Raw genomic sequence first — 20,222 nt, 5'->3', positions numbered from 1 at the left:
TCATCCTTGATGCGATTCACGATACTCGCGCAAGCCCTTTTGCAGACGTTGCATGCCATCGGCCACATTGTCTGCCTTGCGTCCGAAACCAATGCGCAGATGGCCGGGTGCACCGAAGAAACTGCCCGGCGCGACCGCCAGACTATGGCGTTTCCATAACCAGCCCGCGATCGCGATATCGTCGTCGGCCATGTGCAATCGGGGAAAGTACATGCAGCCATGCTCGGGCAGAGCGCCGCTGAGCAGCCCTTCGCCCTCCATTTCCACGATCTTGGCTTGCATTACCGGCCGCGCGTCTTCCAGCAGCGACCGCCAATGCTGTTCGTAGGGTCGCATATCTTCGAGCACCGACGCCGCCAGGGCATGGGTCACCTTGGAAAGACCGAATTCGAAACGGTCGTAGACCGCATTGATTCGCGCGCGCGCGGCTTCGGACGCAATGATCCAGCCGCATTTCAAAGCGAACAGTCCGTAGACTTTGGTCAGGCTGTTGACGCTGATGAAGGCAGGCGACAGCTTGGCCGCCGGGCCGCTGCGCAGGCCTTCTGTCAGGAAATCCCCGTAGACCTCATCGACCACAATGGAGATTCCCGCTCGCTCCGCGACCTTAGCCAGCGCACGCAGACGCGTGTCGTCCAGTAAGGCCCCGCTTGGGTTGTGCAGGTTGGTCAACACGACCAGACGGGTTTGCGGACGGATCAATGCCTCCAGCTGATCGGGATCGATGGCGTAATCGGGGCCGCTGCGTTCGATGTAGCTGACCTCCGCACCGCGATTGAGGGCCAATGCTGGGATGAACTCGAAGTAGGGCCGCTCGATGATGGCATGGCTGCCTGGGTCCAGATAGGCGTCGAAGATCAAGGACATACCGCTGCTGCAGCCGGTCGTACAGGTGATCGACTCGCGCGGCACACCGTAGCGCGCGGCTAGCGCATCCACCACAAACGGATTGCCGTGGGCAAACGTACTGCGGTACCGGGCGCCCATGCCTGTGGCGAAACTGCGGCTGATCTGCGCGTGCAGCAAAGAAGTCGGCTCTTCGATGGAATTGTCGAACAGCAGGTTCGCCGTCGGGTTTCCAGCAGATGCTTCAACGATATCGCGGCACCAGCCGGTATAGGTGTCGATGGTCATCGCGGTTACGGCCTCCTTGGCATTACTGGACATGCGGATCGACTCGGACCGCATGGGTACGCTTTCCGTGGAATTCCGATGGCGGCTCCATCAAGGGATTTGTCCGGCAATTCGCGGAAGAAATGTTAATTCTTATGCGATTTACTTCGTTCTCGCGCACGTAATACGCTTTATCTGGATAAACCATGTATATTTTTGACACACCTATTTCATTGATTTCAGTCACTCTCGAGTACCTGACATGACCCCGCTTGATTCTTTCGATGTCCGCATCCTGGAAGCGCTGCAGATCGAGGGCGACATGACCATGGCCGAGCTGTCCGAGCGCGTCTACCTCTCGCACTCGCAGTGCTCGCGGCGGGTCAAGCAACTCCGCGACAGCGGCCTGATCCGCAATTTCGCCGCGATTCTGGATCCCCTTGCTCTGGGCCTGGCACTGAAGGCCTACGTCACGGTGGTTCTCAAACACAACTCGCAGACCGCCACCGAGTTCCGCACGTTGATCCGCGACTGCCCCGAAATCCTCGAGTGCACGATGGTCACCGGCGATGGCGATTTTCTGCTGAAGACCTATACCCGCGACCTCAACCACTTCCGAGAACTGCTGGGGAAATTGGCCGCTGTCGATGTGGTATCGACGCTCAAGTCGGTCATCGTGATCGAGGATGTGAAGAACACTTCGGCGCTGCCGGTGTATCCGCCATGCAGCACGAAGTGACCTTCGTGGCCGTTCGCAAGGGGGGCTGGCTGCGGGCGGATTCAAGGGGACACCCGATTCGGCGGAGTGGCGAAGGGCTTCACGCCCAACGCCGCATAGATTTCCGACGGGAAGTAGATCACGCCGTCCTTCATCACTAGCCGCGGCGCCTTGATCGCGGCGATATCGCGGGTGGGATCACCGGCGATCAGGAAGAAATCGGCCAACTTGCCTGTTTCCACCGTACCCAGGTCATGTTCGCGCTTCAGATATTGCTCCGGCCCCAGCGTGCCCAGGCGCAGTGCTTCGGCCGGCGCAAGTCCGGCCCGCGTGTACAACTCCAACTCTCGATGCACGGTGAAGCCGGTGACGTCGTCGGTACCTGGCATCAGGCGGATTCCGTTGTCGTGCAGAAGCTTCAGCGTTTGCAGCATCTTGGCGAAGGCCTGCCGGTACTCCTTGTCCTTTTCCGGGGTCAGTTCCGGCACATAGGTACGCTTGCGATAGCGCTGATAGCCGATCGGCATATGGTCGAAGAAGTACCGGTCGGCTTCGGCGACTTCCCCGGCACGACTCAGCATGAGCCGCTCCAGGATCACCGCAGTCGGGTCCAGCACCGTGCTGTGCCGCTTCATAGATGCCACGGTTTTCTGCACTTCCGGCGAATTCAGATCGAGATTCGCGGCACGGGCCATGCCGGTCAGGCGCAGTGGCGTGCGGGTATCCTCGCCAGGCTTTAGCAGCCAGCCCAGCATTAGCTGGTTGAGGTGCGCGATCTCGTCATAGCCGGCATCGATCATTCCGTCTGGCGTCGCGAAGGCCGGTATGTGCCCCGTCACTCCCATTCCCAGGCGGTGCGCTTCGGCCGCTATCGGCTTCACCCATTCGGGATTCATCGAGTTGTAGATCTTGATCTGCCAGTAGCCGTGTTCGGAGTACCAGCGCACGTCGCGCAGCGCTTCGGGCAAGGTGGCGGGAATGAACCCCGTGCGGGCGGAATAGGCGCTGCGGCCCTCCAGAAATCCATTGCGGACAATGCGAGGTCCAGCGATCTCGCCAGAATCGATACGGGGGATAAGATCGAGCAGGAAATCGTTCTTGTTGCCCATGTCCCGGGTAGCAGTGACGCCGGCAGCCAGATACCACAGCCCCGAATCGAGCGTGGTGTGCGAATGCATGTCGTGCAGACCGGGCACCAGCGCACCGCCCTCGCCGTCATAGACCGTTTCTCCGGGCGAAGCCTTGCTGTCGCCTGCATGCCACGGTTCGATGGCAGCGATTCTGTTGCCCTCTACCCGCACCGATACCAGCTTGCCCAAGGCGCCACTGCGTGGATCGAAAACCCGCACGTTGGTGATCCGTACCGGTCCGTCGTGGCGATGGGCCAGCTTCTTCTGCAAGCCGGTTACGCGTGCCATATCCAGCTCGCCGACCAGCTTGCCCAACGCGTCCGTGTCCTGCTCGTAGCCAGTACGGATTGCAGTGGATTCCTCGGAAATCTCCGCGAACAGGCGTTGCTGCTCATCCAGCAACAGATAGGTCGGAGCTAGTTCGTGCCCACTCAGTCGATAAGCGGTCACCCTGATCTTCGAAGTGCCTTTGCCCATGCTGAGCTGTCGCAACTCTTCCAGCCTGAGTCTTCCCGTCGGCAACACATCGAGTTGGCGGTCTGGCGCCGCCAGCAGGGCACGCGCGTAGATTCCGGTGTCCCAGGGACTGTTGTCGTTGACGATATAGACTCTGGGCGCTGCACCGGACCACTGGCCACTGTCGGCCTGGCTTTTCCAGCTCGCACGTCCATCGCTCCATCGGTAGCTCTCGGCAACGGCACCGCCCATCAGTGAGGTGCCCTGCACCATCCACGACACCGGAATGCCAGCGGCATCCAGCTTGATGGTTTCGCGCAGCTTCGGCCCACGGCCGTTATCGTCCACACGATAGTCCACGACGAACGTATCGCCTTCTAGCGTGCCCTGCACACTGCCGACGACTTCGCCGTTGGCCACAATGGAAAGGCGATCCGCCGATGCGGGTGATGCCGCCGCATATACGGGCAGCACCCACACCAGCGCAACCCAGGCCAACCCATGGCCACGCCACGAACGCGTTCTGGTCGGATATTGAGCTCCGCGTTGCGGTCGGTCATGGGAGGCGTGCATGGATACTCCGGGTGGACTGGCGTTGCGATGGCGCGCAAGAGCGAGAGGTGTTTGGCGGAGAAATCGTGGGCGGTAGCGCCCACGGTCCTCCGGAGTTCTGTCTGCCGGTGCGGTGCCGAAGCCAAGACCCCGGCACCGCCATGGCGACATTGGCTAAACCAGCGTCGCCTAGAAATCCACCGAGAGCGATACGCCGGTGGTGCGCGGCTGCATCACGCCAACGCCGTACGCACTGAGGCCGGTGGTGGAATTGCGGGGCGTGGCGCTCAGGTAGCCTTTCTCGTCGCTCGCGTTCTTGACGTACAAGGTCAAGGTCCAGTTCGTCGCCTGGATGCCTGCCCGCACATCGAGTGCGGTATAGCTGGGCATCAGAAAGCGCGGTGTGGTGGCGGTGTTGTTGAACGGCGCCAGACGATCGCCCACGTAGGTCACGCCGCCACCGACGAAACCATCCAGGGTGCCGCTGATGGCGAAGTCCTTGACCACCGACAGACTTGCCGTCTTCCTGGCCGAATAAGGCAGCCGGTCGCCGCGGAAGCCTGCGGTGCCTTCGGGCGTATCCTCGGTCAGCACCGCATCGGTATAGGCCACGTTGCCGGTGATGGTCAGCAGGTCGAGAGGCATCCAGGCGATGCTCGCCTCGAAACCCTGGCTTTTGGCGGCGCCGCCGTTGGCGTAGAACGATTCGCCGGTGCTCTGATCCACCTGGCGCAACTGGATATCGGTCCAGTCGATGTAAAACAACGAGGCGTCGGCGCTCAATCGATTGTCGAAGAACTGGCCCTTCACTCCGACCTCGTAACTGACCAGGCTGTCCGAATCGTAGGAATCGGGGATAGGCGTGGTCGACAGGCCCAGCGGATTGTTCTGCCCACCGGCGCGGTAGCCGGATGCGACCCGCGCGTAGGTCATCAGGCTCTCCGACACCTTGAAGCGCGGGCTGAAGGAGTAGGTAAAGACATCCTCGCCGGACCTGCCGTTCTCCGACGACGACCCTCCATTGAGCGGTCCGTCTATGTAGGAGGCATAGCTTTCGTCGTTTTCGCTGTAGCGTCCGCCCAGTTGCACATCGAAGCGATCACTGAACTTGTAGGTGAAATTGGCGAACAGCGCCTTTTCCTTGAATTCGCTCGGGGTGGTTCCTTCATAGAGATAGGCGAAGCCCGAATCCACACCGGTCACCGGATCGACCACACGCAGACGCTGGAAGCCTTCGCTCTTTTCCTTGGTATAGAACGCGCCGAACAACCACTGCAGCGCGCGATCGTCGTTCGGCGAGGCCAGACGGAATTCCTGGGAGAACTTGTCGGTCTTCAGCGCGTTGTCGATCACCACACCCTGATTGGGGACGCCGACGAAAATCGCGGTGAGGGCGCCGAACGTGCCGGTCACGTCCTGTGGGCCGTCATGGCGGCTTTCGTTGTAGGCGGTGATCGAGTCGAACGTGGCCCAGCCCAGGTCCGCGTTCAATGTGGCATCGTAGAAGCGCAGCTTGCCCTCGAAGCCATCGGTGCTCGGCAAGCGTTGATGGGTGTAATCGCCATCCAGCGTGGTGTAGTCGAAGGTCACGTCTTCATTCGGCGTGGCGCCGGAACTGGAATCCTGGGACAACGCCGAGAACCGCAAGGTGACCTTGTCGCTGATATTCCATAGTCCGGCAACGCGGCCACCCTTTACTTCGCCGTCGTTGACGTCGCGCTTGCCCTGCAACGGATCGTCGATGTAGCCCGCATCCTCGCGCTTGAACGCACTGACCCGCAGCGCGAACTTGTCGTCGATGACCGGCAGGTTGGCCGACGCGCGTACGCCGTAGCCGGTGCCGCCGTGTTCGGTGCTGGACACGTCGGCCTGTACATGGCCGCTGAAACTGTCGGTGTCCGGCGCCACGGTGACGTACTTGATCAGGCCGCCCATGCTGCTGGCGCCATACAGCGTGCCTTGCGGTCCGCGTAGCACTTCGATGTGCTGCAGATCGGCCGGATCCAAGTCGGGCACCATGAAGTCGCCGCCACCGAGCGAACTGGAAGCACCGAACGGCGTGTCGTCGATGGTCACGCCGACCGTGGGATTACCGCCCGTACCGGTCGAGATGCCGCGCAGGATCAACTGGGTGCGGCCCGCACCACGCGCGTTGAGGGTCAAGCCCGGCACCTTGGCGAAATAGTCGGCCAATTGCACTTGGCCCTGATCGGCCATTTTGCTGGCGTCGATCACCGAAATCGAAAGTGGCACCTCATGGAGCGGCTCGGAACGTTTCTGTGCAGTGACCACCACTTCATCGAGTTGTTTTATCTCCGCATTATCCACGGCGGTTTCCGCCGGTTCTACCGTCTGGGCCATAACCGAAACCGGCAGGAGTACCGTGCCCAACATTCCCCCGGCCATTGCCGACCAGATGCTGTGGGCCAAGCGGCTGGGCTTGCAACACGCTGCAGACTTGTCGATCGCTTGCTTGTTCTTCATTGGCTGGCCCCCGGCCGGTGCTGCGGCTTTACGCCCGCATGGGTGGTATTGGGAAGAGTCCTAATCGCACCGCCGTATCGACCGTGAGCAGCTCAATCAATCGAGAATCTGATGAGCACCTCATGGCCCTACTTCGGGTCACCCAACTCAACCCTGGGGACAAGATGACTTTATCGTTACAAGCGAATCATTTATGTTCTTTTTTTGCCTATTCATCCTCCTAATGCTCACATTTTTCTGTCATTTCCGTTATTTCATGCACAAATTATACAAACCAATAATTTAAGGAAAGGCGGTGAGTTGGGCAAGGGATGCCGTACGAAGCCAGTTTCTCTGATTCCGCCGTGCCGAGCCGCCATAGATTTAGCCCAGCGACCAACTCGCCCCCGATATCGTCGCGGTGGTTCAGGGCCGCATTCGAAGCTCGGCCGGAATTTTCCTACTGGCGGCACAATTGGCGCGGCTTCCGAACGCCCCTCGTTAGGCGACACCGTCGGCCCCATGGCCGAGCGCGGGTTTGCGATTGAAAGTGGATGTCCGCTTCGGGTCGGAGGCGGACATCTCTCGTGTGCTCAGCCGAGGGCCGAACTCAGATCCATCCAGAGATCATCAACGTTTTCGATACCCACACTGAGCCTGAGCAAGGACGGCGGAAGATGTTCCTGCCCCGGGATAGCTGCCCGACGCTCCATTGTGGATTCCACCGCGCCAAGGCTCGTCGCGTGGTGGATGAGTTCGGTCTTGCGACAAACGATGTCCGCCGCCGCGGCACCGCCTGCAACATCAAAAGAGATGATGGTGCCGAAACCCTTGAGCACCCGCTTCGCGGTCATATGCGTGGGATGGCTGGCCAACCCTGGGTAGCGGACGCAGTTCACTCGCGGATGGGACGTAAGCCGTTCGGCAAGGACGGCAGCCGACGCCTGCGCTCGCTCGAGTCGAACGGCGAGTGTTCGGGCACCTCGCACGGCGAGAAATGCTTCGAGCGTGCCTAGTGTTGCTCCGGTGAGCTCCCGGGTCTTCTTAAGCTGGTGCCAGAGCGCCTCCTCGCGAGTCGTGGCGACGCCGGCCAACAGATCGGAATGTCCGCCGATGAACTTCGTCGCGGACTGGATGGAGACCGTTGCGCCAAAGGCCAAGGGCTGCTGATTGAGTGGAGTCGCGAACGTGTTGTCGACCGCCACAATTGCGCCTCGTTTCCTGGGTGCCGCGCAGATCGTCTCGAGGTCGGCCACGGCAAGCAGCGGGTTCGACGGCGACTCCAACCAAACGAGATCCGCTGATCGACAGGCTTCTACCCATGCGGCGGTATCGTCCATCGCCAGGCGTGTGACGGACCAGCGGCCACGCGCGGCACCGGCCGTCGCCAAGCCTGCAACGCCTTGGTAGCAGTCGTCCGGCAGTACGACCTGGGCGCCGACGTCCAGCAGGTCGAACACTGCGGCAATGGCCGCCATGCCCGAGCTGAACACGACAGCCTTGCCGGTTTCCAAACTTCCCACGATGTGCTCCAGCGCCTCCCACGTGGGGGTTCCGTCGTCTCGGGAGTACTCGCGTCCTTGTCCAATGATGAAATTGGATGCCGGAACCAGAGGCACGTTGAGTGGTGAGCCTGGCTCGGTTGGACGACCGGCGCTCACCAGCCACGAATCCTGGTGCCATTTGATGTAGTCGCTCATTGGCTTTACTCCGACGGCGTCCGGGTACGTCTCATGGCGGCTGCCAGTGCCGCGTTGCCACGTTCTTCCAGCGTGCTGACGGTACCCTCGAAGTCGCGGAAGTTCCGGTTCTGGCTGAGCTTGCGCTTGCCTTCAATGCGGCGGAGCTCGATTTCAATGCCCACGATCTGGCTGAGTTCTTGGGTTAGGTAGTCCGCGGGCGCTTCGCCCATCTTCCAAGGCCTCGGTTCGCTCTCCTCACTCTGGCGGGTCAGCTTCGCAACCATGCCTCGCACGAACTCTTCGCCATCCATGACGTTGATACGTCCATGGGCATGGATGACCTCGTAGTTCCACGTCGGCACGTGCCGATGCGTCTCTTGCTTGCTTGGGTACCAGTTGGGCGAGATATAGCCTTGAACACCACGAAAGACGACGAGCACCGGATCGCCGTTCCGGACTTCTTGCCAAATCGGATTCGCCCGGGCCACGTGCCCGAGCAGGGCCCCAGACGCGCCACGACTGGTGTCCATGACGAATGGCAGATGATTGGCTTCTAAGCCTGCAGCTGTGTGGGTGACGAGCATGCCCAACGGGTGCTCTCGAATGATGCGATGCAACTCCTCAGTACGGGATTCAGCAAACAGTTCCGGCAGGTACATACGAAGCTCCGGTTGAAGGCAGGCGGTCAGTCGATCGGACGCAGGAGGAGCAGCAGGGAAAGGGAGAGCATGAACACGGCGACAAAGCCGTCGAGGATTCGCCATGCCCGCAAGCTCTTGAACACCGGCAGCAGAAGTCGTGAGCCGTAACCCAATGTCGAGAACCACGCGACACTCGCCACACACGCGCCAGCGGCAAATGCCCACTGGGCCAGGCCCGCGTAGCGGGTCGACAACCCGCCCAGCAGAATCATCGTGTCCAGATAGACGTGGGGATTGAGAAAGGTAAAGGCGAGGCATGCCAAGAGGATGCGGCGCGAGCTGGCACTGCCCTCTTCAGGCGTCAGGCCGCCAGACCCGGTCCATGCGCGCCGGGCGGCCATCAAACCATAGACGGCCAGGAACATCGCCCCGCCGAATCGCAGAACCTGCAGAAGCGCCGGCCACTCCCGGACCAGCGCACCGACACCCAAGACACCGCAGAGGATCAGCGCGATGTCGCCGAGGGCACAGGTCACCACGACCAAGCCGACATTCCGCTGCAGAAGCCCCTGTCGTAACACGAAGGCATTCTGGGAACCGATGGCGATGATCAGGCCTGCGCTTGCAGCGAAGCCGGCGAGTGCTGCGGCGATGTACATGGGACTGGCTCCTAGCTTCTGGAAGGCAAGGTTGCCAAACACGTCCACTACAGACAATCTAATAATTCTTTATCATCATTAGTATTCCTAATCCTCCTAGGCCTCGTCTATGGACCTCCTGCATCCCCAGCTCGCCGCCTTCGCGGCTGTACTGGAAGAAGGCAGTTTCGAAGGAGCCGCCCAGCGCCTTTCGGTGACCTCGTCGGCCATCTCCCAGCGCATCAAGGCATTGGAGGACCGCCTGGGACAGGCCCTCGTGGTGCGTCAGTTACCGTGCCGACCGACGCCCGCAGGGGAACGCTTGTTGAGACGCGTCCGTCCGATGCAGGTTCTGGAGGCCGAGGCGATGGCTGACTTCCTGCCGGCCAATGACGCCGCTGCTCGGGCAATCCCGATCGCCATCAACGCAGACTCGCTCCAGACTTGGTTCCTTGAGGGGCTGGCGCGGCTCCATCACGCTCACGGCTACCTGTTCGATGTGCGGGTGGACGACCAGGACCACACTCAGAAAATGCTTCGCAACGGCACAGTGCTCGGCGCCGTTACGGGCCAGTCCAAACCGATCCAAGGCTGCAATGTGGATGCCTTGGGGAAGATGCGTTATCACGCCATTGCATCGCCAGCCTTCGCTGACAAGCATTTCAGCGATGGCCTGACTGCCCAAGCACTGGCTGCTGCGCCCCTCATCGTCTTCGACCGAAAGGATGATCTGCAATGGAGATTCATTCGACGAGTCTCCAAGGCACGCATCGCTCCACCGGTGCATTACTTACCCACGTCTATCGGTTTTGTTGAAGCTGCTGCTCTTGGCCTCGGCTGGTGCCTTGCACCGGAAACGCTCATTAGCTCGGCAGTTGCGTCAAAGCAAGTAGTCGCGTTGGAGGCTGGGCGCTGGCTGGACGTGCCCCTCTACTGGCAATACGCGGCTGTCGGTTCTGAGACGCTCGAAAATGTAGGCCGCGGTTTGTACGAAGCGGCGGGCAAAGCATTGAGGCGCTAGGCGTCTGCTATGGGTCGGAAGCTGCCACTGGCTACTACGTGGATATCCGAGATATCGATGTCTGCTATCGGCCGCCGATTCAATTGATCGACGCAACAGTTTGTCGATATCGTTCGGCCGGTTGAATTCTCAACTGAAAGAAGCCTGATCCTTTAGGCCTAGCTCACAGCTCGGAGCCGATTCGGAAATAAGCTAAACAAGCGCTAAATGACAGGCATAGTTGTCGGGTTGTCGACACCGTGCCATTTCAGAACGCACAAGGATCTGAGTATCTCTGCGTGTTGACGGTAACTTTGACGGTAACTGCAAAAATTTAAATTTAATAATTCTTTGCAGTATCAGGGTTTAGGTCTGTTTTTCGAGTCCACCCATAGCCACCACATCAAGCAACTTCTTGAATCCGGTATTGAATCATCTAACCCCGCGTAATTGCGGGGTTTTTTGTTGCCGGTCGAGTCTGGTGCGGACAGGGGTCCAACGGCTTTTCCGCCCCCAGACTTGCGCCAGATGCCATTCCGTCACGGGCAGCGCTCCAGGTTGGCTGCGTGTCCTGCAGATCGTCGTCCCGCGCGAAGCGTGGGGGCGACCCTGTCCTGCTCCGCCCAGCGCAGCGCTGGTCGCGTCGACGCCCGTGGCAAGGGCGCCAAGCTTCCCAAGTTGACCCGGAGCAGTCCGTTTGCGGGCGTAGATGCTTGGGCGACGCGCTGTTCATCGCGTGCGACGACCTCAGCTGAGATCAAAACCGTCAAGCATCGGAATAGAACCGGTCACCGGCATCGGTGCGGTTTTAACGACCGAGACACCGGCTAGAAGCAAAACGAAGCATGCGGATTAACCAGGAACGAACGTCGTTCCGACCGTGTTCCGACGGATCGCTAGGCACCCTTACTCGACTCTTTCGAGCCAACGTTGATGAAGAGTTCAAACATGGCGGTTGCAGAACGCGGCGGGCGAACTGAAGGCGATAGGCAGATCACCGCCTACCCGCGACTTTTCCGGATATTCGCTGGATCGACCATCGTCGCAGCTCTATGCGGTCTCACCGCCCTGGCGACGGACGGCAGCAAGAGTCTGCATCCTGCCCCGTTTCTTGCGTTGGCTGCGTTATTGGCCATTGCGGCGGCCTGCGCGTTCCTCTCCATGTTGATGTGCCTGTCGGGAGAAGCGGTCGTTCGCTGGTGGAGACGCTAGAGCGGGAAATCACTATCGTCGTTTTTCGGCGCCGCGCTTTTCTATTGCCTGCTACGGCACTTCGCGAACAGATCGTAAGCGGGTTGATACTCGCGGGTGCTTACTTGCATTAGTCCCAGGATGGAGGGAAACAGGTTGTCGTGGCTGGCCGGTTCCACCGCCTCGTGCCGCAGGCATGCAGTGTCCAGCTTGGCGGCCTGCACGAACCCTGGCGAGAACCACATCGCCATCGGCACCCGGGTCTGTTCCGCCGGTGCGATGGAGTAAGGCACGCCATGCAGGAACAAGCCCTTCTCGCCCAGCGATTCGCCATGATCGGAAACGTAGATCAAAGCCGTGTCGTAGTCGGCCTGTGATCTGAGTAGGCCTATGGTCTGGGCGAGGAAATGATCCGTGTACAGCAACGCGTTGTCGTAGGCGTTTACGATTCCCTGGGGCTCGCACTCGCCCAGCTCGGAGTTTTCACAGGTGGGCGTAAAGCGCTTGAAGCGTGAGGGGTAACGCTCGAAATAGCTGGGGCCATGATTGCCCAACTGGTGCAGCACTACTACCTGGTCGCCTTTGGAAGGCGAAAGCTGCGCGCGCAGGTCCTTGAGCAGAATCTCATCCAGGCACCGCTTGCCGTTGCACAGATCGGGATCTTTGGCGTCCGCAAGATGCTGGATCGTCAGCCCGTCGCACACCCCCTTGCAGCCGGACTGGTTGTCGCGCCACAAGGTAGCCACGCCCGCATGATCCAATACGTGCAGCAAGGACTGGTGGCTGCGGATTTCCTTTTCGTCGTAATTGCGGCGGCCATAGGGAGAAAACATGCAAGGCAGCGACACTTCGGTACTGGTCCCGCAGGAACTCACCTGGGAAAAATTGATGAGTCCGTCGACCTTGGCCAGTTCGGGGGTGGTCTGGCGTGCGTAGCCGTTCAACCCCCAGTTCTGTGCGCGTGCGGTTTCTCCGACCACCAGCACCAGCAGCCTTGGTTTGCCGCCACTGATGCGTGGCGTCTCCCTGGCATCGGTTCCGATGGGCAGGAGCGCTTGTTTGGGCCCGGGAGGCGACGCCAGCGCCACATTGGACAACGCCACCACGTAATTGGCCGGTGTCACCAGATACCGCACCTCGCGATGATTCCGCACCAGCGAAGAGATGTCCTGAAATGAAAGCAAGACGCCGGCGGCGGCTATGGTCGCCATCGCCGCCAGGAAGACGGAACGGATGGCCAGCGCGCGCGGCCAGCTACGCTTGGGCAGACGTACACGCCACAGCGCTATCACCGGAATCAAGGTCAGCGCGATGGGAATGAGCAGTTGCGGAGACAGCAACTCACTGGATTCCTTGCTGTCGGTATGCAGCACGTTGCGCAACATGTCGGCGTCCAGGTACACGCCGTACGCGCTCATGTAATGGGCCGCTAGCGCGGTGACCAAAAAAAGTACGGTCAGCAGCGGCTTGGCCGTCCAGTGATTGACCACCAGCCCCAGCAGCAGCGCATGTAGCGCGGTTATCACCAGGAACAACGACACCGCCAACCGCCACTGCTCCAGCGGATGGGCAAGCGCGCTATGCCAGAACGCGCCGTTGCTGAACATGGAAAAAAACAGACTGCAAAGCAGAATCAGCACTTCGCTTCCGATGATCGGACGAAGTTTCCACCAGACGATAGGCCGATCGTCTTTCCGACTGAGCGCTTCGTGGCTCGCGGCGATGGCGCTCACGGCGCGGTCTCCGCCCACTGACCGTTTTGGCGATGTCCCAACATCAACAGATAAAGCGACAGCGCGATGAGCCAGCAGATCATCAGCGCCCAGAGATCGTGGGAAAGAAAGTGCGCGCCGCGAAGCTGTTGCGCGACTCCAAACATGGCGCCCAGGCCCAATGCGAAGCTAAGCCCCCACCAGCGCCAACGCGGATTCGTGCTCAGGAAGAAGAAATACAGCGCGATCCATGCATAGCCGGCGCTGGCATGGCCGGCGGGAAAGCACTTCGCATGACCCAGTATCGACGGCCGATGCATGAACAACCCGTAGTAGGCGTTGCCGCCTCCGTAGCGCAGCAAATCCCAAGGGCAGTCCACGTTGGTCGAGCGCTTCAACAGACTGACGGCAGCCGTAGAGAGCGCCGTAGCAAGCAGCAGGTAGGTCAGCGGCAGCCGCCATTGCGTTGCTTGCCGCACCAGCAGCGATATTCCGGTCATCAGCGCCAAGGTGAACCACATGTCCTTGCTGGCCTGGCGGCCTGAGGCGTGCAGCAGATCCTGGGTGAGGTACCCGGTCTGCAGATTCCAGGCGTGGCCTTCCATCGCGTACAAATGATCCGCGAGCCAGAGATCTCCATGCAGACCCATCAGCAGCAACGACAAGCCGGCGAAGATCGCCAACGGCATCCACAAGTGCTGAAAATAGAACCGCGAGCCGATATTCGGCCATTCGCGTACCGGATTGCCTCCCAGCGCGCGGGGTCCGATCGCCCACCATGATCGTGGGGTGGGTAGAGGAGTAGAAGATTGCATCCGCGCGCGCATGGGATCAGTTGGCGCGAATGATTGGAGTTGCTCTGTCGGAGAGCGGTCGGAGCGGAGTTCGCTGGCCGTTAAGAGCCTGGATCGGTTAGCTGGGATTCAAGGAGCTTCGCCGTCCTCCTCCTTGAACGCGGGCGTCGTGCACCCCGGTTTCCACGCGCTACCCGGCACCAGCAACCAGCGATTGCGATTGGATTGGCCGATATCGATCGCGCGCGTGCGGTTCACGCAGGGGCTCAGGGCCTTGTCCAGCACGAACACCCAGCGTCGTGACGGATCTTCCAGCAACCAGGGCCCGGCCCCGGCCCACTGGTCCTGCCATGAGTGCTTGAAGCCGAAATCGACGGTAGGCCGGTCGCTCTGCAACGCGTTCTGTTCGCGCCAAGCCACCATGCCCAGTTGCGCTCGCGGACCGATGCGCTGGCTCACCCGCTGCATCAGCTTGCGGGCGGAACTGTCGGCATCCAGCGTAGGCGCCAGACCGAAGCCATAGGTCATCCACAACAAGGCGGTGACCACTACTACCGCCGTACCCACGCGCCGGCGCCCGGCCCAGAGGATCACCGCCATCGAGGCCACGCCGAAGGCGAGCAGCCAGAACAGGAAGGTGCGCAACGTTGCCGTATCGATGTCGCGTTGGGCGGCCAGTCGGTGAGCCCATTCGCTCGCACCCAGCAACCCGGTCAGGGCCATAGCGCACATTGCCAACGACAAGACCAACAGGTAGCTCAGCAGCGTCCGCTGCACGGCGACGCGCCGCATCAACGCCTGCAGCAGTGGCGCAGCCGCCACGCACAAGGCCGGCAACATGGGGAAAATGTAAACCTCGCGCTTGCCGGGACTGGCGCTGAAGAACAGCAGGACCAATGCGCTCCACCCCAGCAGCAGCCAGAAACGCCGATCGCCGCGGCGCAGCCGACGCCACCAAGCGGGTACCAGCCAGGGCAACAACAACGCGCCCGGCAGCCACAAGGTCACGATGACCTGCGCGAAGTACCAGAACGGCTGCACGTGGTGCCAGGCCCCCGCATAGCGCTTGCCGGTCTGCTTGAACAGGATCTCGTTGGCATAGGCCTGGAATGAGGGATCGGAGCTGTTGTAAACCGCCCACAGCATCGGCACTACCCAAACACCCGTACCTGCGATGAAGCACAGCGCGCCCAATAGCCAACGCCATCCATCGCGCGCGGGCAGCGTAGTGCGCGGCGCTTTGCGGTCCCGCCATAGCAGCGCAGCCCAAGGCAACAACACCAGCACGGGCAGGAAACCCACCCCTTTGGTCACTGTGCCCAGCCCCGCGGCGAAGAAGCCCAGCCATGCCAGCGGCCAGTGCGGTCCATGCAGCAAATGGCGCAACAGCCCGTAAAGCGACAAGGTGGTCATCGCCACCAGGACCATGTCGATCTGGCCGCGCTTGGCTTGCAGACCGAACTGCAGGCAGACGAACAATGCCAGCGCCGCATACTGCCCTGCCCTGCGGTTCCACAATCGCGCGGCCAGGTCGTAGGTCAGCCACAAGGTCAGCAGTGCGGCGAGCAACGAAGGCAGCAGGAAAGCGATCCTCCAATTGCCGATCGCTTCGTACGCCGCTGCCTGCATCCACATGAACACAGGCGGTTTTTCGGCGTAGAACTCGCTTCCGCGATGCGGAAACAGCCACTGCCCCGACGCGACCATGTCGCGTGCCGCCAGGACGAAACGCGGTTCATCCGGAGGCGAGGGGTCCCGCATACCCAGTCCGGCTAGCAGACTGATCGCGATAAGCACGAGCAGCAGCGCTAAACGGGACGAGGGCAAGGACATTGGTGACAGGCGGGTCATGGGTGCGCGGCGCTCGCGGAAACCGTGGCAATAGTGGATTTTGCAATGTAGGAAATATGTAAGAACAGGCTCTGACGTTTTTCCGACCGGGGCGGTGAAAACATCTCGTGCGCTGCTTCCCAGCGACCCGGAGGGCTGAGTCGTGCGACTGCTGGTGGTGGAGGATAATGCGAGCTTGGTCGCCAACCTGTTCGATTACTTCGAGGCGCGCGGCCACACCTTGGATGCGGCCCCGGACGGCGTCACCGGCCTGCATCTGGCCACCCGCCAATCCTATGACGTGGTGATTCTGGACTGGATGCTGCCGGGCATGGACGGTCGCGAGGTATTGCGCCGACTGCGCAACGAGCGCCCCGCTCAGCCGGTAGTCTTACTGACCGCACGTCACGAACTGGCGGACAAGATCGCTGGCTTCCGTGCCGGTGCAGACGACTACCTGACTAAACCCTTCGCCCTGCCTGAACTGGAGGTCCGACTCGAAGCGCTGCTGGGGCGGTGCAGCGACCGTGAACGCGACCGAGTGCTCGAAGTGCACGGCCTACGCCTGGACCTGCACGCGCTGGAAGCGCACCGCGACGGACAACGGCTGCATCTGTACCCCGCCTGCCGTAGGCTGCTCGAGACGCTAATGCGGGCCAGCCCTGCTGCCGTTCCCCGTGAGCGACTGGAGCAGGCGCTTTGGCCGGATCGCCCGCCGGATGGCCATCTGTTGCGCTCGCACATGTACGAGTTGCGACGCAGTGTCGATGGTCCGTATGCGGTGAAGCTGATCCATACCCTGCCGAAGATCGGTTATCGACTCGCGGCGCTCGGAACCAACGATGACTCCCATCCGGATGCCCGGCACCAAGTCGAATAGACCCCCTTTACAGGGGACCGGCTAATGCGTTGCCCGGTCCCGCTTCCAGCCGCGGTGGCGGATATCCAGATACAGGCTGTAAATCGCGGTGAATGCCGGGAACAGGTTCTGGATGACCCCTACCGAATCCTGCTTGGAGGAAAACAGGAAGTAGCTCAAGGTCATCAGGCTGCCGACGATGCTCATGTACCAGAACAATCGCGGGATCACCGGCTTGCGGGCGCGGCGCGAGGCGATGAACTGCACCAGCCAGCGCGCGCCGAACATCAGCGCGCCGACCATGCCGATCACCTTCCACGGAGTCATGTGCAGGCCGGTCCAGCTCAGCCACAGGATTTCCTGGTTCATCGAATGCATGTTCTGCTCACAGTTCCTCTGCGCGCGGATTCCTGCTGCGCTTGATCAACCAGGCTACGCCACGCAGATCGCTGATGCCCACCCAAGCGCGATGGAGGTTGTTGTACTTTGAAACGCCAGCCGTACGGCCGCGGTGATGAACCGGGATGCTGACAGTGCGCCAACCGGCGCGCTGCATCAGTGCGGGCAGGTAACGATGCATGTGATCGAAATAAGGTAGCTCAAGGAAAGCTTCCCGTTCGAACAGTTTGATGCCACAGCCGGTATCGGGCGTGTCGTCGCGGAGCAGGCGGGAACGAATGGCGTTGGCCCATCGCGAGGCCCAACGCTTGCTGGCGCTGTCCTGTCGATTTACCCGCCAGCCGGCGAACAGACGTACCTCAGCCGTGGCCGAGGTGCGCGCCTCCAGCAGTTTGGGAATGTCGGCAGGGTCATTCTGCCCATCGCCATCCAGGGTCGCTATCCAGCGCGAGCGCGCCGCCTTCACCCCAGTGCGAATGGCCGTGCTCTGCCCGCTCTGCACCAGATGGCGGATTACCCGCAACTCAGGCACTTGTTCCTGCAACGACTTTAGCTGCTGCACGCTGTCGTCGGTGGAATGGTCATCCACATAGACGATCTCGAAAGGCAGCCGCGAGCGCAGCGCTGCGACGATCTCGCGAACCAGGGGAGCGATATTGTCGCGCTCGTTGAACACGGGCACGACCACGGAAAGTTCGGGAGTCACGACAAAATGCGTCTCGGTCATAGGGCCTGGCAAACGAGGTTGGAAGGCGCGTCGGAAAACCAGCGCGCTGCGGGCATGCCATACGCTAGCCGCCCTCCGACTCCACAGTCGGCCAAGCCTGGAAAAAGGGCTGTCGGAAATTCGTCAGAACTCCGTTAGCCCGGCGTTAACCGTTCACTTCCACTGCCAAGGCTACGATACCGACCGTTACGGGTGCTTTGACAGAAAGGTCCCGATACTGGGAGCATCAATCCCTCATCGCGCGCCGCGACCTGCTTTCAGGATTCTTCCATGCGACTGCTGGTGATCGAAGACAACCGCAGCCTGGTCGCCAACCTGTTCGAATATTTCGAAGCCCGCGGCCACACGCTGGATGCGGCCCCGGACGGCATAACCGGGCTGCATCTGGCCAGCAAGGGCGCCTACGACGTGGTCATCCTGGATTGGATGCTGCCCCGAATGGACGGCCGTGAAGTGTTGCGGCGGCTGCGTGAGAACGAGAATTCCGGGGTACCGGTCATCATGCTGACCGCGCGCGACGAACTTCCCGACAAGATCGCCGGCTTCCGCGCCGGCGCCGACGATTACCTGACCAAGCCCTTCGCCCTGCCCGAACTGGAAGTCCGTGTGGAGGCGTTGATCGCGCGCGTGGCCGGTCGCGGTCGCAGTCGGGTGCTCGAAGTCCAGGATCTGCGCCTGGATCTGGCTACTTTGGAGGTGACGCGTGGTGGGCAAGCCCTTCACCTGTATCCGGCCTGCCGCAAATTGCTGGAAACATTGATGCATGCCAGCCCTGCCGCCGTCAGCCGTGAACGCCTGGAACACGCCCTGTGGGGCGACGAACCGCCCGACGGAGACATGCTGCGTTCGCATATCTACGAATTGAGGCGCAGCGTGGATGGCCCGTTCCCGGTCAAGCTCATCCACACCCTGCCGCGTGTGGGATATCGACTGGCAGCCCTCGCCCAGGAAACGAATCATGGAAGCTAGGACGCCGCTGAAGCAACGCATCCTGCGCTGGCTGGTCGTCTACGCCGTATTGCTGTCGGCCGCGGTGTTGATGGGCGGTTATTTCATCCATGAGCGGGTGGAACACCTGGCCTGGGAATCGCTGCTGCGGGCGGAGCTGGATTACTACGGGCAACGCATCCAGGCTAATCCCGCTTATCGCTGGCACGACACCGACACATTGCGCCTGTTCGGAGTGCCCGGCGCTCCGCAGTTGCCGGCCAATCTGTCGTCCCTTGAGGCGGGTTTGCACGACGACATGACCCTTGACGGGGTGAACAGCGTGGTGCTGATCGAGCAGATCGACGGAAAACCCTTGGCGATGGCGCTCAACCTGACCGAGTTCGAGGGCGTGGAGGGAACCATCAGCGCGGCCGTGGCCGCCGGGACCGTCATCGTCATCCTCATCCTGGGACTGGTGGTGATGTGGCGCCTGGGACTGGTGATCCAACCGCTGGCGGCGCTGGCCAAACAGGTGGAAGCGCTGAAACCGGCGCAACCGAACCAGGAAGTGAGCCTGGATGCCAACGCCAGCACCGAACTGGTAGTCATCGCCGATGCGTTCAACGACTACCTGCGCCGCAACCAGAGTTTCGTGGAGCGCGAACATGCTTTCATCGCCAGCTCCAGCCATGAACTGCGTACCCCTATCGCGGTGATCGCCGGCGCTTCCGAGCTGGTGCTTGAACAGGCCGATGTGCCCGCGGCCGCACGCAACCAGGTGGCCCGCATCCACCGCACCGCGCGCAACGTGGAACAGTTGATTTCGCTGCTGCTGACTCTCGCCAAGGATCCCGCGCGGCTTGCCGATTCCAGCGACCGGGTTGCGCTGGATCAGCTGTTGCCGGAAATCGTCGAGGACCATCAGCATCTGACCCGCGACAAAGACCTGGTACTGGTGCAGCAGGCCGTGCCCGCTTGCGAGATCGTGGCGCCCCTGACCATCGTGCAGGCCGCTATCGGCAACCTGTTGCGCAACGCCATCGAAAACAGCGATCGCGGCGAGATCCGCATCAGCCTGCAAGCGGATGCGACGGTGGTGATCGAGGATCCGGGCCACGGCATGTCGCCCGAGGAGATCAGCGAAATCTATGCGCGCATGGCGCGCGGCGGCGGGCGGGACGGCGGCGGCATCGGCCTGGAGCTGATCTCGCGCCTGTGCGAACACCTGGGTTGGAATCTGGCCTTCTCGTCGGTGCCCGGCCGCGGTACCCGCACTACCCTGCGCCTGCGCTAGAGATGCGAAACATAAGAGCAGCAACGTGAGAGCGGAGTGGTGGTGGGAGCGGCGTCTCGCCGCGAGCTCTTGGAGTTATTCACAAGTCAAGAG

General features: G+C 61.3%; 17 protein-coding genes. 6 read left to right on the top strand and 11 right to left on the bottom strand.

Annotated elements, in window-relative coordinates:
- Entirely contained in the window at positions 1 to 1,188 is a 1,188-nt protein-coding gene (locus AC1DTQ_RS16150) for a pyridoxal phosphate-dependent aminotransferase (RefSeq protein WP_477850886.1), read from the bottom strand.
- A 187-nt stretch (positions 1,189 to 1,375) separates the two neighbouring features.
- Between AC1DTQ_RS16150 and AC1DTQ_RS16145 the strand changes: the two genes are divergently transcribed.
- Positions 1,376 to 1,852, top strand: coding sequence for an Lrp/AsnC family transcriptional regulator (locus tag AC1DTQ_RS16145; protein ID WP_477850885.1), 477 nt, complete (start codon positions 1,376 to 1,378; stop codon positions 1,850 to 1,852).
- Positions 1,853 to 1,893: 41 nt separating this feature from the next.
- Here the strand turns inward: AC1DTQ_RS16145 and AC1DTQ_RS16140 are convergent, their stop codons facing one another.
- The 5 genes from AC1DTQ_RS16140 to AC1DTQ_RS16120 all read right to left on the bottom strand — a co-directional run bounded on the left by AC1DTQ_RS16140 (position 1,894) and on the right by AC1DTQ_RS16120 (position 9,414).
- The gene (locus AC1DTQ_RS16140; RefSeq protein ID WP_477850884.1) at positions 1,894 to 3,990 is read right to left on the bottom strand and encodes an amidohydrolase family protein; all 2,097 of its coding nucleotides are present in this window, start codon (positions 3,988 to 3,990) and stop codon (positions 1,894 to 1,896) included.
- A gap of 168 nt (positions 3,991 to 4,158) precedes the next feature.
- On the bottom strand, positions 4,159 to 6,453 hold the full coding sequence (locus tag AC1DTQ_RS16135) for a TonB-dependent receptor (protein ID WP_477850883.1): 2,295 nt from the start codon (positions 6,451 to 6,453) through the stop codon (positions 4,159 to 4,161).
- A 572-nt stretch (positions 6,454 to 7,025) separates the two neighbouring features.
- A complete protein-coding gene (locus tag AC1DTQ_RS16130; RefSeq protein WP_477850881.1) occupies positions 7,026 to 8,132 on the bottom strand; it encodes a trans-sulfuration enzyme family protein in 1,107 nt (368 codons plus the stop codon).
- A 5-nt stretch (positions 8,133 to 8,137) separates the two neighbouring features.
- Positions 8,138 to 8,773 carry an FMN-binding negative transcriptional regulator gene (locus tag AC1DTQ_RS16125; RefSeq protein ID WP_477850880.1) on the bottom strand — a complete coding sequence of 212 codons (636 nt, stop codon included), beginning with the start codon at positions 8,771 to 8,773 and terminating at the stop codon, positions 8,138 to 8,140.
- Positions 8,774 to 8,799: 26 nt separating this feature from the next.
- Entirely contained in the window at positions 8,800 to 9,414 is a 615-nt protein-coding gene (locus AC1DTQ_RS16120; protein WP_477850878.1) for a LysE/ArgO family amino acid transporter, read from the bottom strand.
- A gap of 109 nt (positions 9,415 to 9,523) precedes the next feature.
- Here AC1DTQ_RS16120 and AC1DTQ_RS16115 point away from each other — a divergent pair, with 109 nt between their 5' ends.
- Both AC1DTQ_RS16115 and AC1DTQ_RS16110 read left to right on the top strand, forming a co-directional pair.
- Complete coding sequence (locus tag AC1DTQ_RS16115) at positions 9,524 to 10,414, top strand: LysR family transcriptional regulator ArgP (protein ID WP_477850877.1); 891 nt, start codon at positions 9,524 to 9,526, stop codon at positions 10,412 to 10,414.
- Positions 10,415 to 11,326: 912 nt separating this feature from the next.
- Positions 11,327 to 11,605, top strand: coding sequence for a hypothetical protein (locus AC1DTQ_RS16110; protein WP_477850875.1), 279 nt, complete (start codon positions 11,327 to 11,329; stop codon positions 11,603 to 11,605).
- A gap of 41 nt (positions 11,606 to 11,646) precedes the next feature.
- Here the strand turns inward: AC1DTQ_RS16110 and AC1DTQ_RS16105 are convergent, their stop codons facing one another.
- From AC1DTQ_RS16105 to AC1DTQ_RS16095, 3 genes are all read right to left on the bottom strand, one after another.
- Positions 11,647 to 13,308 carry a phosphoethanolamine transferase gene (locus tag AC1DTQ_RS16105; protein ID WP_477851073.1) on the bottom strand — a complete coding sequence of 554 codons (1,662 nt, stop codon included), beginning with the start codon at positions 13,306 to 13,308 and terminating at the stop codon, positions 11,647 to 11,649.
- 5 nt (positions 13,309 to 13,313) lie between these two features.
- The gene (locus AC1DTQ_RS16100) at positions 13,314 to 14,111 is read right to left on the bottom strand and encodes a phosphatase PAP2 family protein (protein WP_477850874.1); all 798 of its coding nucleotides are present in this window, start codon (positions 14,109 to 14,111) and stop codon (positions 13,314 to 13,316) included.
- A gap of 108 nt (positions 14,112 to 14,219) precedes the next feature.
- Entirely contained in the window at positions 14,220 to 15,941 is a 1,722-nt protein-coding gene (locus AC1DTQ_RS16095) for an ArnT family glycosyltransferase (protein WP_477850873.1), read from the bottom strand.
- Between the two features lie 142 nt (positions 15,942 to 16,083).
- On the opposite strand from AC1DTQ_RS16095, the gene AC1DTQ_RS16090 reads away from it, so the two are divergent.
- A complete protein-coding gene (locus tag AC1DTQ_RS16090; protein WP_477850872.1) occupies positions 16,084 to 16,800 on the top strand; it encodes a response regulator transcription factor in 717 nt (238 codons plus the stop codon).
- A gap of 21 nt (positions 16,801 to 16,821) precedes the next feature.
- Here the strand turns inward: AC1DTQ_RS16090 and AC1DTQ_RS16085 are convergent, their stop codons facing one another.
- On the bottom strand, positions 16,822 to 17,148 hold the full coding sequence (locus AC1DTQ_RS16085) for a lipid-A-disaccharide synthase N-terminal domain-containing protein (protein ID WP_477850871.1): 327 nt from the start codon (positions 17,146 to 17,148) through the stop codon (positions 16,822 to 16,824).
- Positions 17,149 to 17,164: 16 nt separating this feature from the next.
- Positions 17,165 to 17,884, bottom strand: a complete 720-nt coding sequence (locus tag AC1DTQ_RS16080; RefSeq protein WP_477850869.1) for a glycosyltransferase family 2 protein — start codon at positions 17,882 to 17,884, stop codon at positions 17,165 to 17,167.
- Between the two features lie 291 nt (positions 17,885 to 18,175).
- Between AC1DTQ_RS16080 and AC1DTQ_RS16075 the strand changes: the two genes are divergently transcribed.
- Together AC1DTQ_RS16075 and AC1DTQ_RS16070 are read left to right on the top strand one after the other, a co-directional pair.
- A complete protein-coding gene (locus tag AC1DTQ_RS16075; RefSeq protein ID WP_477850868.1) occupies positions 18,176 to 18,874 on the top strand; it encodes a response regulator transcription factor in 699 nt (232 codons plus the stop codon).
- Complete coding sequence (locus AC1DTQ_RS16070; protein WP_477850867.1) at positions 18,864 to 20,129, top strand: sensor histidine kinase; 1,266 nt, start codon at positions 18,864 to 18,866, stop codon at positions 20,127 to 20,129. The genes AC1DTQ_RS16075 and AC1DTQ_RS16070 overlap by 11 nt, the downstream gene beginning before the upstream one ends.
- Positions 20,130 to 20,222: the final 93 nt, after the last annotated feature.

Source organism: Pseudoxanthomonas sp. P4_B2 (assembly GCF_056402315.1).
This window is presented reverse-complemented; position numbering and strand designations above follow the sequence as displayed.

What these genes read in the sequence shown, in the direction of transcription:
- AC1DTQ_RS16150 (WP_477850886.1), bottom strand. Translation starts at nt 1,188, where the DNA reads ATGCGGTCCGAGTCGATCCGCATGTCCAGTAATGCCAAGGAGGCCGTA.
- AC1DTQ_RS16145 (WP_477850885.1), top strand. Translation starts at nt 1,376, where the DNA reads ATGACCCCGCTTGATTCTTTCGATGTCCGCATCCTGGAAGCGCTGCAG.
- AC1DTQ_RS16140 (WP_477850884.1), bottom strand. Translation starts at nt 3,990, where the DNA reads ATGCACGCCTCCCATGACCGACCGCAACGCGGAGCTCAATATCCGACC.
- AC1DTQ_RS16135 (WP_477850883.1), bottom strand. Translation starts at nt 6,453, where the DNA reads ATGAAGAACAAGCAAGCGATCGACAAGTCTGCAGCGTGTTGCAAGCCC.
- AC1DTQ_RS16130 (WP_477850881.1), bottom strand. Translation starts at nt 8,132, where the DNA reads ATGAGCGACTACATCAAATGGCACCAGGATTCGTGGCTGGTGAGCGCC.
- AC1DTQ_RS16125 (WP_477850880.1), bottom strand. Translation starts at nt 8,773, where the DNA reads ATGTACCTGCCGGAACTGTTTGCTGAATCCCGTACTGAGGAGTTGCAT.
- AC1DTQ_RS16120 (WP_477850878.1), bottom strand. Translation starts at nt 9,414, where the DNA reads ATGTACATCGCCGCAGCACTCGCCGGCTTCGCTGCAAGCGCAGGCCTG.
- AC1DTQ_RS16115 (WP_477850877.1), top strand. Translation starts at nt 9,524, where the DNA reads ATGGACCTCCTGCATCCCCAGCTCGCCGCCTTCGCGGCTGTACTGGAA.
- AC1DTQ_RS16110 (WP_477850875.1), top strand. Translation starts at nt 11,327, where the DNA reads ATGAAGAGTTCAAACATGGCGGTTGCAGAACGCGGCGGGCGAACTGAA.
- AC1DTQ_RS16100 (WP_477850874.1), bottom strand. Translation starts at nt 14,111, where the DNA reads ATGCAATCTTCTACTCCTCTACCCACCCCACGATCATGGTGGGCGATC.
- AC1DTQ_RS16095 (WP_477850873.1), bottom strand. Translation starts at nt 15,941, where the DNA reads ATGACCCGCCTGTCACCAATGTCCTTGCCCTCGTCCCGTTTAGCGCTG.
- AC1DTQ_RS16085 (WP_477850871.1), bottom strand. Translation starts at nt 17,148, where the DNA reads ATGAACCAGGAAATCCTGTGGCTGAGCTGGACCGGCCTGCACATGACT.
- AC1DTQ_RS16075 (WP_477850868.1), top strand. Translation starts at nt 18,176, where the DNA reads ATGCGACTGCTGGTGATCGAAGACAACCGCAGCCTGGTCGCCAACCTG.
- AC1DTQ_RS16070 (WP_477850867.1), top strand. Translation starts at nt 18,864, where the DNA reads ATGGAAGCTAGGACGCCGCTGAAGCAACGCATCCTGCGCTGGCTGGTC.